Consider the following 16,295-nt stretch of genomic DNA (forward strand, 5'->3'; position numbering starts at 1 on the left):
GAAACCTAGCCCGCCTCCGCATCACCATCGAGCCGAACCGCAAGCACATCACAAACCTCATGCTTGAGCAGTGACTGCGGCGTCGACCCGAGCAGCCGACCGAGCCAGTTGCGCTCATGGACACCGACGATCACCAGATCGGCGCCAATATCGCGCGCGACATGCTGAATGCTTCGGGCCGTTGGGCCTGACTCGATGATCCGATCCTGGACCGGCACCGAGAGGCGCTCACCGAGCACATCGATCTCTTTCTGCGCAAGCTCCAGCAGTTCCTTCTCCAGGCGACCATCGTTCGGCAGGATGGGCTCGGCGACGAAGGCACCACCGGCATACTCGGTGCCAGGCGCCACGTAATCGACCACGTTGACCAGCGAAAGCCGCGCGTCGAATCGATCCCGCATCATCACGGCACGCTCAAGCACCACCTCGGACTCGGGTGAAAAGTCAACACCGACGAGGATATGCGTGTAACCCTTGCTAGACATCACTCGGCACCTGTAGACAGCCTGATCCTGCCCAAAGTATAGAGGTTTCGACTGTCATTGCCTTCAGAAGTAGCACAACCATGATTGATCTCGACGCCCTGCTCAGCCTCAACCGCCCTGAGGACTATGTGCGTTGGCGCGATCAGAAACTCGCGCAGGCACCCCAGCGGCTCGAGGAGCTGATCGTCGAGGTGCGCGACCCCCGGCAGCTCAGTGAAGCCGAGCGTCAGGCCCTCATCGATCGTTGTCGACGCGCCAATATGGCAATCTATGTCTCCGCGCTTGGGAGCGACCCTGACAAGCTGATCCCGCATCGGCTCGGGATACAGCTCGGGCTCGGCGCGCTGGATCACAACCCCGGCGCTGATGAGGATGCCATCACTGCCCTGAGCGTGCAGCCTGATGCGCTGCATCGTCGTTACATTCCCTACACCGACCGGCCCATTGCCTGGCACACCGACGGGTACTACAACCCTCCGGAGCGCCAGATCAACGCCTTCATCCTCCATTGTGTCCGGCCAGCCGCCGTTGGCGGCAGTAATCGACTCATCGACCCGGAGATGCTCTACATCCGCTTGCGCGAGCGCAACCCAGAGCACATCGCCGCACTGACGCACCCGAGTGCGATGACCATTCCACCGAACAGCGTCGACGGCGTCGAGCTGAGACCGGCCAGCATCGGACCGGTGTTCCGGCGCGGCGAGGCCGGCCATCTGGCACTGCGCTATACCGATCGGCGGCGCAGTATCCAGTGGCGGCAAGACGGGCCAACCGAGACCGCCGTCGAGGCCCTTCGTGGCCAGCTCGATGACCCGCAAACACCCTGTTTCGAGGCCCGACTCGAGTCCGGCTGGGGCCTGATCTGCAACAACGTGCTGCACAGCCGCAGCCAGTTTGAAGACAACGCGGCTCAGACCCGACTGCTCTACCGTGCCCGCTATTACCGGCGCATTGCTGATACCTAAATTCCACGCCCTGCTCAGACCGCCTGGAACGAGCCAGATCGCGGTCAGCTATACAACCTGAAACGACAAAACGCCACGATCCTGACAGTAGGATCATGGCGTTTTTGGCCCGCCAAGACGGCGGAAGGCCTAGCCTCAGCGTGGACTCGCGACCGGGCGCGGTGGCATCGGCGAGAACTGCGGCCCCCAGGTCGGAACCGGTCGACTCGGCATGAATTTGCGAGGCTCAACCGGAGGCGTGAAGGTGCCAGGGATCGGCGAGGGCGGTACCTGGGCAACCGGCAACGGACGCGCTTCGGCTGGAGCACTCGCCTGCGCCTCGGTATCAACCGCAGGCTCAGTGCTTGCGGTTTCAGCTGCAGCCGGCTCGGCCGGCGGCACTGTGGCTTCAGTCGCTTCAGCGACCTTCGCAGGCTCCTCGTCGCTCACTGCAGGCGCTTCAGCAGCAACGGGCGCCTCAGAAGCGGTCTCTGCTGCTGCGGTTGCTGTGGATGCCGGCTCGGCTGCTGGGGTTTCCTCAGCGGTCGTAACGGTTTCAGGTGCCGCCTCCCCGGTCTCCGGCTCGGCCGCCACGGGCTCGGCATCGCTCGACGCGGTCGTCACCGATTCTGTCGCATCAGGCGCTGCCGCTGGCTCGGCTGCCGTTGGCTCAGCTGCTGCTGTCTCGGCTTCAGGTGCTGCCGCTGGCTCAGCATCGCTGGCCTCAGCTGCCACCGCCTCTGCCGCCGGCTCGTCCTCAGGGGCGGCCGCCGTTGCCGCTTCTGCCGCTGGGGCAGGCTCAGCCGCTGCTGGGGCGGCGGTAGGCTCAGAAGCAGCGGCTGCCGCTGGCTGCTCTGGCGGCGGTTCTGCTGTCTTTACAGCGACCCGACCGACCGGCGCGAGGTTCGCGGCGACCGTCGAGGGTGGCAGTTGGGCGTCGTCATCATCGCCACCCGCCAGAAAGACGTAGCCGCCGCCGATCACCAATAACACGGCAACAACCTTGACCGACAGCATGCCGATATCTTTCGTGTTCAGGGTCTCGAGCATGGAACCGAGACCGGATTTATTGTCACTCACTGAAATCTTCCTCTTCGCGCAAGTTCGAGCCGCACATGGGGCAGGTCAAAACCCTGTGAAGACTGCCTGATTCTGCGGCGGTGTTCAAGGCGCAACCACATGAACGACGATTATATTGGGCGACTGGGCAACGATTCTAGGTCTCGAACGGCAATGCTGAGCCAGCGCGCCACCAATGCGCTACCCTTTGCGCCGCGATTAAGTGCGCGATTAAGTGCTCGCCTAAGCAGCGGCCTCAGCCCCGGCCGCAACCCCAGCAGTCGACCCGGTCGCAGCATGAGAACCGGTCAGCGGCTGCGGCAACTTAGGACCCGCGATGCGCCGCTTCAGCCTGCGTTGATAAACGACCTCGACCGCGGCGTCGTTACCTAACAACTGCCGCAGTTGCTTCAATAAGGCATCCGTCGGCTCGACCCTCCATCTCGCACCAAGCTGCATGGTCACCGCGGCCTCAGGACAGCGATACTCGAGCAACACCGGCAATCCCGTCTCAAGCCGACTCGCCTCGAGCGCGGTCGCCAGCGCTTGCAACACCTCCGCCCCGCCCGCGTGCGCGACTGGATCGCTAAGATCGAGCCGCAGCGCCAGATGATCGGCGAGTTTGGTACGTGCCTCGGCGAGGGTGCGCACCTCGGTGGCGGTGAGCGTCCAGCCATTGGTGAAATTGTCCGGGCGCAGATTGCCGGTCACCGCAATGATCGCGTCCGGCACCAGCACATGCCGCACCTGCTCGAATAGCTCCGGGAAGATGGTCGCCTCGATGCGGCCGGTGCGATCATCCAGCGTCACCGTCGCCATGCGACCACGCGCGGTCTTGTTGGCGCGAATCGCCATGATCAGTCCGACCAGGGTGCGCTGCTCGCGATCCTGACCGCGCGGCCCAAGGTTAGCCCCCAGCCCCTGCGCCGTCTCCAGCAGCCGACCGATGCGCTGCGAGACCATGGCATTCAGCTCGGTCTCATAGCGGTTGATCGGATGCCCGGTCAGATAGAGTCCAAGCGTCTCCTTCTCGCCCAGCAAGCGCTCATCCTGGTCCCAATCTGGCCAGGTTTGGGCCGCAATCTGCGGGTCTGGCATCAGCGCCGCGGCCTTGCTCGGCGTCGCATCCAGGGCGCCAAACAGGTCGCCCTGCCCAGCCGCCTCCTGCGCATGATGCTGCTCGGCAAGCTTGAGCGCCAACGGCAGCCGGTTGATCAGCGTGGCGCGATTCTCGCCCAGCTCGTCCAAGGCACCCGCACGCACCAGCGCCTCAAGCACGCGCTTGTTCGCCTTCTGCAGATCGATGCGACGACAGAAGGCCCAGAGATCCTCAAAGGGGCCGCCTTGCTGACGCATCGCCAACATCGAGGCGATCGCCGATTCACCAACCCCTTTGATCGCCCCTAGCCCGTAGACCACCGTCTCGTCACCGTCGATGGTGAACCTCAGCTCGGAACGGTTGATCCTCGGCGGCTCGACCTTCAGCCGCATGCTCCGGCACTCGTCGATCAAGGTCACCACCTTGTCGGTGTTGTCCATATCCGCCGAGAGCACCGCGGCCATGAAGGCAGCCGGATAATGAGCCTTCAGCCAGAGTGTCTGGTAGGAGACCAAGGCATAGGCGGCAGAATGACTCTTATTAAATCCGTAACCAGCAAATTTCTCCATTAAATCAAAGATATAAGTCGCTATCTTCGGGTCGACCCCACGCTCGGTCGCGCCCTGCTCGAAGATGGCGCGCTGCTTCTCCATCTCCTCGGCCTTCTTCTTGCCCATCGCTCGGCGCAGCAGATCCGCGCCACCGAGCGAGTAGCCGGCCAGTACCTGGGCGATCTGCATCACCTGCTCTTGATAGAGGATGACGCCATAGGTCGGCTTGAGGATCGGCTCCAGGTCTGGATGCGGATAGGCGACATCGGCGCGACCGTGCTTGCGATCGCAGAAGTCATCGACCATGCCCGACTGCAGCGGGCCGGGCCGGAACAGCGCCACCAGCGCGGTCATGTCCTCAAAGCTGTCGGGCTGCAACTTGCGGATCAGCTCCTTCATGCCGCGCGACTCAAGCTGGAACACCGCCGTGGTCTGGCAAGACTTGAGCAGCTTGAAGGCGTCCGCGTCATGCGGGTCGATCAGGTTGATATCGAGCGGCGCCTCGCCCTTAGCCTGACGCTCAGCATTGATGGTCTTCAATGCCCAGTCGATGATGGTCAGGGTGCGCAGGCCAAGGAAATCGAACTTGACCAGACCGGCCTGCTCAACGTCGTCCTTATCGTATTGGGTCACCAGGTTGTGGCCGTCGGGCTCGCAGTAGAGTGGCGCGAAGTCGGTGAGCTTGGTCGGCGCGATCACCACCCCGCCGGCGTGCTTGCCGGCATTGCGGGCGATACCTTCGAGCTTGCGCGCCATATCGATGATGCCGGTGACGGCCTCATCGTCCTTATAGGCAGCGGCCAGGTCCGGGCTCTCCTCCAGCGCCTTGTCGAGCGTCATCTTCAGCTCAAAGGGCACCATCTTGGCGATCTTGTCGACGAAGCCATAGGGATGGCCGAGCACGCGCCCAACATCGCGCACCACCGCCTTGGCCGCCATGGTGCCAAAGGTGATGATCTGCGAGACCGCCTCGCGGCCGTACTTGCCGGCGACGTAGTCGATGACCTCGTCGCGGCGGTCCATGCAGAAGTCGACGTCGAAGTCCGGCATCGAGACGCGCTCGGGATTGAGGAAGCGCTCGAACAGCAGCTCGTGCTCGATCGGGTCCAGATCGGTGATCTTGAGCGCATAAGCCACCAATGAGCCGGCACCGGAGCCGCGCCCGGGCCCCACCGGGATGCCGTTGTCCTTGGCCCAGCGGATGAAGTCGGCGACGATCAGGAAGTAGCCCGGGAAGCCCATCTGGCAGATCACATCGAGCTCGAGCTGCAGGCGCTCGTCGTAGACGCGGCGCTGTTCGGCAAACGCGGGCGCCTTGCGATCGAAGGTCCGATCGAGCCGCCATTCGAGCCCGGCGCGCGATTCGGCGGCCAGGTGCTCGTCGATGCTGAGACCATCAGGCACCGGCGAATCGGGCAGAAAGGTCTCGCCCAAGCGCAGATCCAGGTTACAGCGCTTGGCGATCTCGACGCTGTTCTCGAGCGCCTCGGGGAGGTCCGCGAACAGCTCGGCCATCTCCTCGGGCGTGCGCAGGTATTGTTGCGGGCTATGGCGGCGCGGGCGGCGTGGATCATCGAGGGTGTGGCCGCTGTTGATGCAGACGCGCACCTCGTGGGCATCAAAATCATCCGCAGCGAGGAAGGCGACATCGTTGGTCGCCACCACCGGCACACCTTTCGCCAGCGCTAGCTCCACGCTCAGCTCGACACAGCGCTCCTCGTCCTCGCGCCCGGTGCGGATCAGCTCGAGATAGTAGCGATCACCGAAGGCGGCTTGCCACTCGTCCAGCAGGCGCTCGGCGTCGTCCTGATAACCGCTGAGTAGGGCGCGCTGGACATCGCCCCCGCTGCCGCCTGAGAGCGCGATCAGCCCGTCGGCGGCCTCGAGCACCCAGGCGCGCTCAACCTGTGCGATGCCATCCTGCTGGCCCTGAGTGTAGGCACGCGAGATCAGTTGTGTCAGCGCCCTGTAGCCGTGATCCTCATGCACCAGCAGGACCAGTCGATGCGGCTTACTCGGATCAGCCGGATTGCGCACCGCCAACTCGCTGCCGACGATCGGCTTGACGCCAGCGGCCAACGCGGCCTTGTAGAAGCGCACCAGGCAGAAGAGATTCGACTGGTCAGTGACCGCAACCGCAGGCATCCCAGCGGCAACCGCCGCCTTCGCCAACGGCTTGATCCGCACTAGGCCATCGACAAGCGAGTACTCGGTATGCAGATGAAGATGGACGAAACCAGGCTCCGGCGACAAGAGGCACTCCGAGTGGTGACAAGACGAAAGGGCGCCCTAGTCTAACGATTCATCACCAGCGATTCATCACCAGGGTGTCGCCGACCGAACAGCGCAAAGCGAGCGTCTGCAACCGAGCCGGCGCATTGGGCCATCAGCCCGGTGGCCCCTGATCAGCAGGCGGTTGAGGCGCTCGCGGCCGGCCTTCAAACAGCTGTTGGAAAGTGCGAAAGATGTGAGCAGCCTCACGGCAAGCACCACAATAACCCTGATACGATTCATCGGCGGCGGCGCTGCAACTCCGGCGATTAAGCGCGACAAAACAACGCCTCAGAAACCTATTCCGACCATCCGTCTAGGAAACCGCTATGGCACTCGTTAAGAAAAATCCCGATAGCCCTTCTGCCTCCGCAGGCACCCAGGAGAGCCGCGGCAGCCAAGCCGTTGCGACCCGCGAGGCGGAAGCCCAGCGCAAACGGGCTCGCACCCTGGCCAAGCAGCAGCAAGCCGCCGAGCGCATTGCCTCAGCGACCGCGCAGCTGGCTTCGGGCGTCAACGAGGCAGCCTCAGCGGCCGAACAGCTAAAGCGTTCTTCCGACCAGATCGCCTCCGGTGCCGAGCAGGCATCGGGCGCCTCGCAGGAATCCCTGACCGCCTTCAAGCAGGTCACCACCGCCCTGACCCATCAGCTGCAGAATGCCGAGGGTGCTCAGACCAAGGTGGAGTCCCTGAAAGCGCTGATCGTAAACGTCGGCGAGGAGATCGAGACCTTCATCAATAACGTGCGCACCAGCGCCGAGCGCCAAGGCGAGTCGGTGAAGATGGTCTCCGAACTCGAGCAGCAGGCCTCGAATATCGGCGACATCGTCAACGCCGTGGTACGCATTGCCGATCAGACCAACCTGCTGGCATTGAATGCCGCCATCGAAGCCGCTCGCGCTGGCAATCACGGCAAGGGCTTCGCGGTTGTTGCCGACGAGGTGCGCACCCTTGCCGAGACCTCGGAGAAGAGCGCCAAGCAGATTCAGGATCTCGTCGGTCAGATCCAAACCGAGGTCAAGCAGATCTCCGAAGGCATCAACGCCTCGGCGGCCAAGGTTAAAACAGAGGCTGAGAACGGTCAGCAGATCAACGAGCAGCTGACGCAGATCCAGCAAGATTCCGCGGAGGTCACTGCCGCAATCCAAGAGATCGCAGCCGGTGCGCAGCAGTCGGAGATGGCCACCAAACAAGCGCTTCAGGGCACCGAGGAGATCGCCACCGCCGCTGAGGAGCAGTCTTCTGCGGCCGAAGAAACGGCAAAGACGGTCGCCGAGCAGACCCAAGCCTTGGGCCAGTGCGAGCAGGCCGCACAAAACCTCTCAGATCTCGCCGAGGAGCTGAGAAGCTCAACCGACATCAGCAAGAGCGCTGAGGAAGTGGCCTCGGCGGCCGAGGAGCTGTCTTCAGCGGTACAAGAGATCAACCGCTCCAGCGCGCAGATCTCCGAGGCCATCGAGCAAATCCGCAAGAGCGCTCAGTTGCAGTCCTCGGCGACCGAGCAGTCCGCCACCGCTGTTGCGCAGATTGAAAAGGGCATCGAGATCTCCAAGCAGCGGGCAACGGCTGCTGATGAGAAGATCCGCGTCATCACCGAACTGCTCAAGACCAACCAGAACAGCGTCGAGAGCCTGGTCAACGGCGTCGCCGAGTCGGCTGACTCCGCCCGGGAAAGCCTGCGCCAGATCAAAAACCTGGAGCTGGTCTCGCGCAATATCGACAAGATCGTCGATGCCATCTCCACGGTCTCGATACAGACCAACATGCTCGCCGTCAACGGCTCCATTGAGGCCGCTCGAGCTGGTGAATTCGGCAAGGGGTTCGTGGTCGTGGCGACCGATATCCGCAACCTCGCCCATGACTCAGCCGAGAATGCCGACCGCATCAAAGATTTGGTCAAGGCCGTGCAGGATCAGATCGACACGGTCTGGCGCGACCTTGAGGACAACATCAACACGGCCAATGCCGAGGCGCAAAAAGCGCGCTCCATCACCACCGGCCTGGTGAGCGCCGAGACCGATGTCGCCGCGGTGCAGAAGAGCACCGTCGATGTACTCGATGCCGCCACCGAGATCGCCGCCTCCATTAGCCAGGTGAAGACCGGCGTCGAACAGATCTCCGCGGCAGCCGAAGAGGCAGAGAAGGCCGCCGCCGAGGCTGCCTCAGCCGCGACCGAGCAATCACAGGGCGCCGAGGAGTTGGCCGCCGCGATCGAAGAGATCGCCTCGCTCGCCGATGAGCTGCAGAGCGTCTGAGTGCCACCACCGTCTTGCCGGAGATCCACATGACCAACGACACGGTCACTACCTCACCGCCTGCCGTCGGCAGTGACGCTCAGTCGCCAACCCTGGATACCGAATCCGCGGTGCGCCAATTCGTCATCTTCGTCTGTGGCAGTGAGGTGTTCGGGGTCGACATGGCCCCAGTCCAGGAAATCATCCGCGTGCCTGATGTGGTGCGCGTACCGCTCGGGCCTGGCTCGCTGCTGGGCCTGGCTAATCTGCGCGGCAAGGTCTTGCCGATCATCAGTCTGCGCGACCTGTTCGGCTTCGATGAGCGCGATAACGATGATGCCTCGCGTGCCCTCGTCATCGATCTTGGGCAGCCACTCGGGTTCGTCGTCGATCGCGTCAGCAGTGTCGTTGCGGTCGAGCCAGAACAGATCGAAGACGTCACTGGGCTCAGTACCACTGTCAACACCGAGATGCTCTCGGGCCTGCTGAAGAACGTAGGCGGCTTCGAGATGGTCATGGTGATGGACTTCAAGCGCCTGATCGGCCTCGAACTGACCGAAATCGATCAACTTGAGGCGGCCGCCGTGGCCAACGCCACCAGCTTGGGCGAGGATGGAGCTGCGCGCGAGGAGACCGACGCCACCCAGGATGAGCTTCAGCTGGTCAGCTTCCAGGTCGCCGAGCAGGAATATGCGATCCCCATCGAGCATACACAGGAGATCGTTCAACTCCCTGAGCACATCGTGAAGGTGCCGCGCACCGAATCGCATGTGCTGGGCCTGATGAACCTGCGCAATCGCCTGTTGCCGCTGGTCTCCCTGCGCTGCCTGCTCGAACTGCCTGTGCGCAACGCCGACGAGCATAGCCGCATCGTGGTGGTGCGCCTCGGCAATGTGACGGTGGGCTTGGTGATGGACAGCGTCAATGAGGTGCTGCGGGTTCCCACCTCGGTCGTCGAACCGATGCCAGCCTTGTTGGCCGTGAGCGGCAATCTGCAGGAGATCACCGAGATCTGCCGGCTTGGCGAGGACGGCAGGCGGCTGGTCTCGATCATCTCGATCCGCAATCTGTTCCGACATTCAGCCATTCAAGAGGCCTTGGACAGCGTGAGTATGATGCAAGCATCCGATGACCCGACGCACGACCCAAGCGCCGATCTCACCGGACGCAACGAAAAGGCTGGTCAGCGTGATGACGAAGAGCAGGTGGTGGTATTCCGGCTCGATAAGGAAGAGTTTGGCGTCCCCATCGCAAGCGTGCAGGAGATCGTGCGTGTCCCCGATGAGCTGACCCATGTGCCGAAGGCGCCGGCCTTCGTCGAGGGCGTGATCAATCTGCGCGGCTCGGTGCTGCCGGTAATCGATCAGCGCCGACGTCTTGGCCTGCCCGCGGTCGAGCACAATGATCGCCAACGCATCATGGTGTTTCTCCTCGACGGGGTGCGCATCGGGTTCATCGTCGATCTGGTCACCGAGGTGCTGAAGATCCCCCAGGCCGCGATCGAGCCAGCCCCGCATCTGTCTGCAGAGCAAGCCATGCTCATCAATCGCGTAGCCAACATGCAGCAGCAACAGCGCCTGATCCAGTTGCTCGATCCCACGCACCTGATCGCCCATGAGCAGCGCCGCGAGTTGGCCGGACTGACCACTCATCCCGAGCAGCTAGAGGTCGCCGTGACTGAAGCATGAGGGGCTAGCCGTGATCAAGCTGCTGATCGTTGATGATTCGGCGCTGATGCGCCGTCAGCTCAAGACCATCTTCCAGGCCGAGGGCGACTTCGTGATCGAGGTCGCCCGCAACGGCGAGGAGGCAGTCGAGCTGAACAAGCGGTTTGAGCCCGATATCATCACGCTCGACATCAACATGCCGCAGATGGACGGACTCACCGCGCTGTCCCTGCTCATGGCCGAGCGTCCGGTGCCGGTAGTGATGGTCTCCTCACTGACCGAAAAGGGCGCCATCTCCACCTTCGAGGCGCTCAACCTTGGGGCGGTGGATTACATCCCGAAGCCAGACGGCACCATCTCGCTATCGATCACCGAGATCGAGGAGGAGATCATCGCCAAGGTGCGCGCCGCGGCTGGCGCACACCTGAAGAAGTCGCGCGGGCTCGCAGCCCGCATCCGAGGCGATCTGAGCGTCTCCAAGGTGACCGGAGCAGCGCCACCCAAGCGCTCGACGCTACGGGTGGAGCAAGGCGCTCGCAACGACGGCCTGGTCATCATCGGCGTCTCTACCGGCGGCCCGCGCACCTTGGAAGACATCCTGCCGCAGTTGCCGGGCGATTTTCCCTGGCCAGTCTTGGTCGCGCAGCACATGCCTCCGAGCTTCACGCGACCGTTTGCGGAGCGCATCAATCAGCTGTGCGCGCTGGATGTGTTCGAATTGCAGCGACCGATGCCACTCGAGCCGGGCAAGATCTGCATCGGACGCGGCGGCGCGGACATGGTGGTGATGCGCCGAGCCAACCGGCTCATGGTCAGCACCCGCCCGGAGTCAGTTCAACATCTCTGGCATCCGTCGGTCGAACTCCTCGGCGAATCCGTGCTCCAGCATTGCGAGCCGCAGCGGGTCATCGGCGTCCTGCTCACCGGCATGGGCTACGATGGCGCTGAAGCCTTCGCCGAACTCAAACGTCGTGGCGCAAGGACCATCGCCGAATCCGAACAGACCGCCGTCGTCTTTGGCATGCCGGCGGAATTGATCAAGCGTGGTGGCGCGACCAAGGTGTTGCCGATGGAACGTGTCGCCGAACAGATCATGCAGTGGGTCAACGCCGGCTAATCCACGAGGCCAAGGCACGCAGATTATGGGACTCAAGAAGGGCAAACCGACACCGGAGACCGATATCCCCGGCGAGCGCCATCAGGCACGCGATCTAGATGGCCTGCTGCAGGCCTTGCACGCGGATGAGCCGATGGCGCGGCGCTGGGCGGCGCGCGATCTAGCCGCTCATCCCGAGGCGACCGCCGACCTTGTCAAGCAACTGCGCCGCGAACCAGAAAACAGTGTTCGCCAGGTCATCCTGAGTTCGCTGACCAACATTGGCAATGAGGCCGCCATTCAGGGACTGATCGACTGCCTCTATCTGGAGGATGCGATGCTGCGCAATGCAGCCATTGATGTGCTGAAGGAATTACCCGATCAGGTCGCGCCCTTTATGGGCCGTCTGCTTCAAGACCCCGATCCTGATGTGCGCATCTTCGCTGTCGACGTGCTCGAGTCTCTGCGACATCCGCGCGTCGAGGAATGGCTCATCGAGGTCATCAGCCAAGATGCCCATGTGAATGTCTGCGCCACCGCGGTTGACCTGCTCGGCGAGGTCGGCAGCGACCAGGCCAAGACCGCCCTGTTGTCGCTGAAACAGCGCTTTGCCGATGAGCCTTATATCCAATTCGCCGCTGATCTCGCGCTCAAGCGTATCGAGGCCGACGGCGCGTGATGCCCAATCAACCGCAGATCAGCGACGAAGATTTCCAGAAGTTCCGGGAATTCTTTTATCGCAAGACGGGCATGCTGTTCGAGGACAGCAAGCGCTATTTCGTCGACAAGCGCCTACTCGATCGCATGGCCGCGACCAACAACGAGACCTTTCGCGGCTACTTCACCATGCTGCGTTTCCAGGCCTCCGGCGCCGAATTACAGGCGCTGATCAACCTGATGACGGTGAACGAGACCTACTTCTTTCGCGAGGAGTATCAGTTTCGCTGCCTGGTCGACTCAATGCTGGCAGAGCTTGTGACCCGGCGCCCGCTGAACAAGCCGATCCGCATCTGGTCCGTGCCCTCGTCCTCTGGTGAGGAGCCCTATGGCATCGCCATGTACCTGCTCGAACACTGGCCACTGTTGCGCCAATGGGATGTTGAGATCATCTCCTCGGACATCGACACCTCGATCCTGAAGCTTGCCAAGCAGGGGCTGTATGGCGAGCGTGCGGTGCAGCATGTGCCCGAGCCCTTGTTGAAGAAGTACTTCATGCGCGTCGGTACCCAGTATCAGGTTCGCCAGACCCTGCGCGAAGCGGTCGAGTTTACCCAGGTCAATGTCAGCGACAGCGCCGACATGCGTAGCCACCGTCATTTCGATGTCATCTTCTGTCGCAACCTGCTGATCTACTTCGATGACCTCTCGCGCAAGAAAACCGCTGAATCCTTCTACGATGCCCTGAACCCAGGCGGTTTCATCTGCCTTGGTCACTCCGAAGCCATGAGCCGCATCTCATCCTTGTTTCAGATTCGGCGATTTCCCGAAGCCATCGTCTATCAAAAACCCCTGGAGGCGAGATGAAGCGCATTCTGGTCATCGATGACGCTGCCACGGTTCGGCTCTATCACAGGGAAATCCTCGAAAAAGCGGGATATCAGGTCGCCGAGGCCATCAATGGACTAGAGGCCCTAGAAAAGATCGAGGAGGCGCCCTTCGATCTGTATCTTGTTGATATCAACATGCCCAAGCTCGACGGCTACGGCTTTCTGCGCGCGCTGCGTCAGCGCGAGATGCCCCAGGCACCGGCGATCATGATCTCGACTGAATCCTCCGACAGTGATCGCCAAGCCGCCTTGGTGGCCGGCGCCAATCTCTATATCCTTAAACCGACCCGGCCTGAACACCTCCTGCCTTATGTGCAGAGCCTGCTCGGGGAGTGGCAACGGACATGAATCCATTACTGGAACAGTTTCTCAGTGAATCGCGCGATGCCATCCAGAGCATCGGCGAAAAACTACTGCAGCTGGAGACCGCGCCCAACGATGAGGCGCTGATGGGTGAGCTGTTCCGATTGGTGCATACCCTCAAGGGCAACAGCGGTCTGTTCGAGCTGCCAGAGATGATCCGCGTGTTGCACGCGGCCGAAGACCTGATGGATACGGTCAGGGCCGGCGAGGCGAGTTATTCCCAAGACCTCGCTGACCAACTGTTAGAGGCGATGGATTTCGTCTCAGCCGTGCTCGACGAGATCCAACAGGCCGGCACCGACAGCCTGCCGGCGGATGCCGAACGCTCTGCTGCGGCGCTCGATCTTGCGGGCTCGTTGAAGCAACTCAAGCCTGAGAAGGCGCAGCCGGAAACCCTAACCAGCACGAACCCAGCCACAGACACAGCAACCGAATCAGCAACCGAAGCGGCAGAAGCGGCAAACGATGCAGACCAGGACCTTGCGCTGGCGCAGGTTCCAGAAGCGGTGCGCATGCATCTCTTTGAGCGGATGCTGGCGGGAGAGACCTTCTTCTGGATCTGTTACCAGCCCGAGGAGGGCTGCTTCTATAAGGGCGAAGACCCCTTGTTCCAGATCATCCAGCTACCGACACTGGCTTGGCGGGCACTCAGTGCGCGCGAGCCTTGGCCAGCCGCGGAGGCCCTGGATGCCTACCGTTGCCTGCTGCGCTTTGAGTGCATTACCGCCATGGACCGCGAGGGCCTCTTGGAGCATTTTCGCTATGTGCCCGATCAGGTCCAGATCCGGCCCATCGCGCTCGACGACCTGCCCATCCCGTCCGGTGCCGAGCATGATGCTGTGCCTGTCGCCGACTATTTGCAAAGCGCCATGGCGTCTCTGCACCAAGGTGATCTGCCGAGCCTGATCCAGAGCAGCAAGGTGCTGTTGGAACTGACCGCTCCCGAATTGCGCATTGCCTCGGCGATGCGCTGGCTGCTGCTGCTCCTGGAAACCCAACCCGAGGATCAGCGCTTGGCAGCGGCCCTGCTGCAGCGCATTCGCCAACAGGAAGATCCAGCCGCAACCTCGATGCCGCCAACGGCGACCTCGGCCAATGCGGCAACAGGCGTATCAGCGATGCCGCAACCCGAGTCGATCGCGATCGATGAACACCTCACCGGCATCCTGCAAACACAGGCCGAAATCCTGGCCCTGGATGATCACCCGGACTGGCTGCCAGGTCGCTTGCACGCGGTAGCCGCCAGCCTGCGCGCCGCCTTCCGATGTCTCGGGCAAGAGGCCTTGCTGGCGCCTTTAGAACAGGCGCTGGAGCAGGCGCTGGAGCAGACGCATCCGCAACCTCTTCGGGCCTGGCTTGAGGTCAACGGCGCGCCCTATCTAGCCAGCGCCGCGAATGCAATGGCGGCCCTCGAATCGCAAACCGCTTCACCCGCGCCGGATGATGCGACCTCGCTCGATTCCTCACCCGAGGTCGTAACGGCCAGCACGCCAGCGGACGCTGCGGCAAGTGCGCAGCCCCCGGCGCGCAAGTTCGGACGCCGGCTCGAGGATAGCTACGCCGCGCCAAGCTCGATCAAGGTCGATCAGACCAAGATCGACACCATGATGAACCTGATCGGCGAGATGATTGTCGCCAAGAATGCCCTGCCCTATCTCGCCGCCCGCGCCGAAAAGGTGTTTGGTGTGCGCGACCTTGCGCGCGAGATCAAGGCCCAGTACAGCACCATCCATCGCATCGCCGACGAGATGCAGGACGCCATCATGCAGATCCGTCTGCTGCCGGTGTCTTTTGTCTTCCAGCGCTTCCCCCGGTTGGTACGCGATACCGCGAACAAGCTCGGCAAGGAGGTGCATCTGGTGATGGAGGGTGAGTCCACCGAGGCGGATAAGAACGTCATCGAATCCCTCGCCGACCCCCTTGTCCATATCATTCGCAATAGCCTCGATCATGGTCTGGAGACGGCCGATGAGCGTCGCGCCGCCGGCAAGCCGCCAACCGGACAACTGAGTATTCGCGCGCGCTCGGAGTCGGATCGAGTGGTGATCGAGATCGCCGACGATGGCCGCGGCATCGATCCGGATACGATTCGTCGCAAGGCCTACGAGAAGGGCATCATCGATGAGCAGGCCCTAGAGCGACTCAGCGATCAAGAGGCGGTGAACCTGGTCTTCGCCGCCGGCTTCTCAACCGCCGCCAAGGTGTCCGACCTCTCCGGTCGCGGTGTTGGCATGGACGTCGTGCGCAACGCGGTGGCCCAAGTCAACGGCAGCATCGATCTCAAGAGCGAGTTCGGCAAGGGCACTCGTCTGCGCCTCTCGCTGCCGCTGTCGATGGCGGTGAGCAATGTGATGATCATCCAATCCGCCGGACAGCGCTTCGGCGTTTCGATGGATGCCGTGGCCGAGACCGTGCGCGTGCCCGAGGCCAATATCCAGCTTATCAAACAGCAGAAAACCACCGTCTTGCGCGGACGCGTGATGCCGCTGATGGCGCTGAACGATCTACTCGGCCTGGATCAGCCGCAGGTTGCCAACGATGACCGCGAATTTGCCGTGCTGGTGGTGCGTCTCGAGCATGATTTTCTCGGCATCCTGGTTGATGATTGCTTGGAAACCGTGGATATCATTCTCAAACCCCTCGCCGGCTTCCTTGGCAGCATCAAAGGGTATGCCGGCTCTGCTCTATTAGGCGATGGCTCGGTGTTACTGGTCATCAACCCCAGAGGTCTGCTGTGATGGGCATGGATTTTCACGACGAGACGGTTGTCATCAACGACATTCTGGGCGTCGAAGAGGCCGAAACCCTGCTCGAATGGCTGCTCGAACATCCTCAGGCACAGGTCGACCTCAGCAACTGCAACCACCTGCATGCCGCAAATCTACAAGTGCTGATGGCACTGCGGCCAAGAATACAAGCCTGGCCGGATGATCCGGAACTCACTGACTGGCTAAAAGCCGCACTCGACGATTAAGGAGC

12 protein-coding genes are annotated in these 16,295 nt (G+C 62.3%); 9 read left to right on the forward strand and 3 right to left on the reverse strand.

The genetic code is table 11. The features are described 5' to 3' along the window. Positions 1-5 precede the first annotated feature (5 nt). Positions 6-485, reverse strand: a complete 480-nt coding sequence (locus CCR96_RS20305; protein ID WP_201222879.1) for a universal stress protein — start codon at positions 483-485, stop codon at positions 6-8. 80 nt (positions 486-565) lie between these two features. On the opposite strand from CCR96_RS20305, the gene CCR96_RS20310 reads away from it, so the two are divergent. Further along, positions 566-1,450 (forward strand): TauD/TfdA family dioxygenase, encoded by an 885-nt coding sequence (locus CCR96_RS20310; RefSeq protein WP_201222893.1) that lies wholly within the window; start codon positions 566-568, stop codon positions 1,448-1,450. Positions 1,451-1,585: 135 nt separating this feature from the next. On the opposite strand, the gene CCR96_RS20315 is transcribed toward CCR96_RS20310, so the two are convergent. Then, the gene (locus CCR96_RS20315; protein WP_201222895.1) at positions 1,586-2,509 is read right to left on the reverse strand and encodes a hypothetical protein; all 924 of its coding nucleotides are present in this window, start codon (positions 2,507-2,509) and stop codon (positions 1,586-1,588) included. Positions 2,510-2,731: 222 nt separating this feature from the next. After that, complete coding sequence (gene dnaE / locus CCR96_RS20320; RefSeq protein ID WP_201222897.1) at positions 2,732-6,391, reverse strand: DNA polymerase III subunit alpha; 3,660 nt, start codon at positions 6,389-6,391, stop codon at positions 2,732-2,734. A gap of 347 nt (positions 6,392-6,738) precedes the next feature. Here dnaE and CCR96_RS20325 point away from each other — a divergent pair, with 347 nt between their 5' ends. Genes CCR96_RS20325 through CCR96_RS20360 form a run of 8 tightly spaced genes read left to right on the forward strand, consistent with a single transcriptional unit; the run spans position 6,739 to position 16,290 of the window. Next, the gene (locus CCR96_RS20325) at positions 6,739-8,664 is read left to right on the forward strand and encodes a methyl-accepting chemotaxis protein (RefSeq protein WP_201222899.1); all 1,926 of its coding nucleotides are present in this window, start codon (positions 6,739-6,741) and stop codon (positions 8,662-8,664) included. 29 nt (positions 8,665-8,693) lie between these two features. After that, on the forward strand, positions 8,694-10,331 hold the full coding sequence (locus CCR96_RS20330) for a chemotaxis protein CheW (RefSeq protein ID WP_201222901.1): 1,638 nt from the start codon (positions 8,694-8,696) through the stop codon (positions 10,329-10,331). A gap of 10 nt (positions 10,332-10,341) precedes the next feature. Continuing rightward, positions 10,342-11,427, forward strand: coding sequence for a chemotaxis-specific protein-glutamate methyltransferase CheB (gene cheB, locus CCR96_RS20335; RefSeq protein WP_201222903.1), 1,086 nt, complete (start codon positions 10,342-10,344; stop codon positions 11,425-11,427). Between the two features lie 25 nt (positions 11,428-11,452). Continuing rightward, positions 11,453-12,085, forward strand: a complete 633-nt coding sequence (locus tag CCR96_RS20340) for a HEAT repeat domain-containing protein (RefSeq protein WP_201222905.1) — start codon at positions 11,453-11,455, stop codon at positions 12,083-12,085. Continuing rightward, positions 12,085-12,930: a CheR family methyltransferase gene (locus CCR96_RS20345; RefSeq protein WP_201222907.1), complete on the forward strand. Its 846-nt coding sequence runs from the start codon at positions 12,085-12,087 to the stop codon at positions 12,928-12,930. The genes CCR96_RS20340 and CCR96_RS20345 overlap by 1 nt, the downstream gene beginning before the upstream one ends. Continuing rightward, positions 12,927-13,301 carry a response regulator gene (locus CCR96_RS20350; protein ID WP_201222909.1) on the forward strand — a complete coding sequence of 125 codons (375 nt, stop codon included), beginning with the start codon at positions 12,927-12,929 and terminating at the stop codon, positions 13,299-13,301. Before CCR96_RS20345 ends, CCR96_RS20350 begins: the two co-directional genes overlap by 4 nt. Next, the gene (locus tag CCR96_RS20355; protein ID WP_201222911.1) at positions 13,298-16,054 is read left to right on the forward strand and encodes a chemotaxis protein CheA; all 2,757 of its coding nucleotides are present in this window, start codon (positions 13,298-13,300) and stop codon (positions 16,052-16,054) included. Before CCR96_RS20350 ends, CCR96_RS20355 begins: the two co-directional genes overlap by 4 nt. Next, entirely contained in the window at positions 16,054-16,290 is a 237-nt protein-coding gene (locus CCR96_RS20360) for a hypothetical protein (protein WP_201222913.1), read from the forward strand. Before CCR96_RS20355 ends, CCR96_RS20360 begins: the two co-directional genes overlap by 1 nt. Positions 16,291-16,295: the final 5 nt, after the last annotated feature.

Origin of the sequence: Halochromatium roseum (assembly GCF_016653315.1) — a bacterium.
Lineage (GTDB): Bacteria > Pseudomonadota > Gammaproteobacteria > Chromatiales > Chromatiaceae > Lamprobacter > Lamprobacter roseus.

Excerpts from the sequence above, each read along its gene's own strand:
- CCR96_RS20350 (WP_201222909.1), top strand. The coding sequence starts at position 12,927 with ATGAAGCGCATTCTGGTCATCGATGACGCTGCCACGGTTCGGCTCTAT.
- CCR96_RS20330 (WP_201222901.1), top strand. The coding sequence starts at position 8,694 with ATGACCAACGACACGGTCACTACCTCACCGCCTGCCGTCGGCAGTGAC.
- CCR96_RS20340 (WP_201222905.1), top strand. The coding sequence starts at position 11,453 with ATGGGACTCAAGAAGGGCAAACCGACACCGGAGACCGATATCCCCGGC.
- CCR96_RS20345 (WP_201222907.1), top strand. The coding sequence starts at position 12,085 with ATGCCCAATCAACCGCAGATCAGCGACGAAGATTTCCAGAAGTTCCGG.
- CCR96_RS20355 (WP_201222911.1), top strand. The coding sequence starts at position 13,298 with ATGAATCCATTACTGGAACAGTTTCTCAGTGAATCGCGCGATGCCATC.
- CCR96_RS20305 (WP_201222879.1), bottom strand. The coding sequence starts at position 485 with ATGTCTAGCAAGGGTTACACGCATATCCTCGTCGGTGTTGACTTTTCA.
- CCR96_RS20360 (WP_201222913.1), top strand. The coding sequence starts at position 16,054 with ATGGGCATGGATTTTCACGACGAGACGGTTGTCATCAACGACATTCTG.
- CCR96_RS20325 (WP_201222899.1), top strand. The coding sequence starts at position 6,739 with ATGGCACTCGTTAAGAAAAATCCCGATAGCCCTTCTGCCTCCGCAGGC.
- CCR96_RS20310 (WP_201222893.1), top strand. The coding sequence starts at position 566 with ATGATTGATCTCGACGCCCTGCTCAGCCTCAACCGCCCTGAGGACTAT.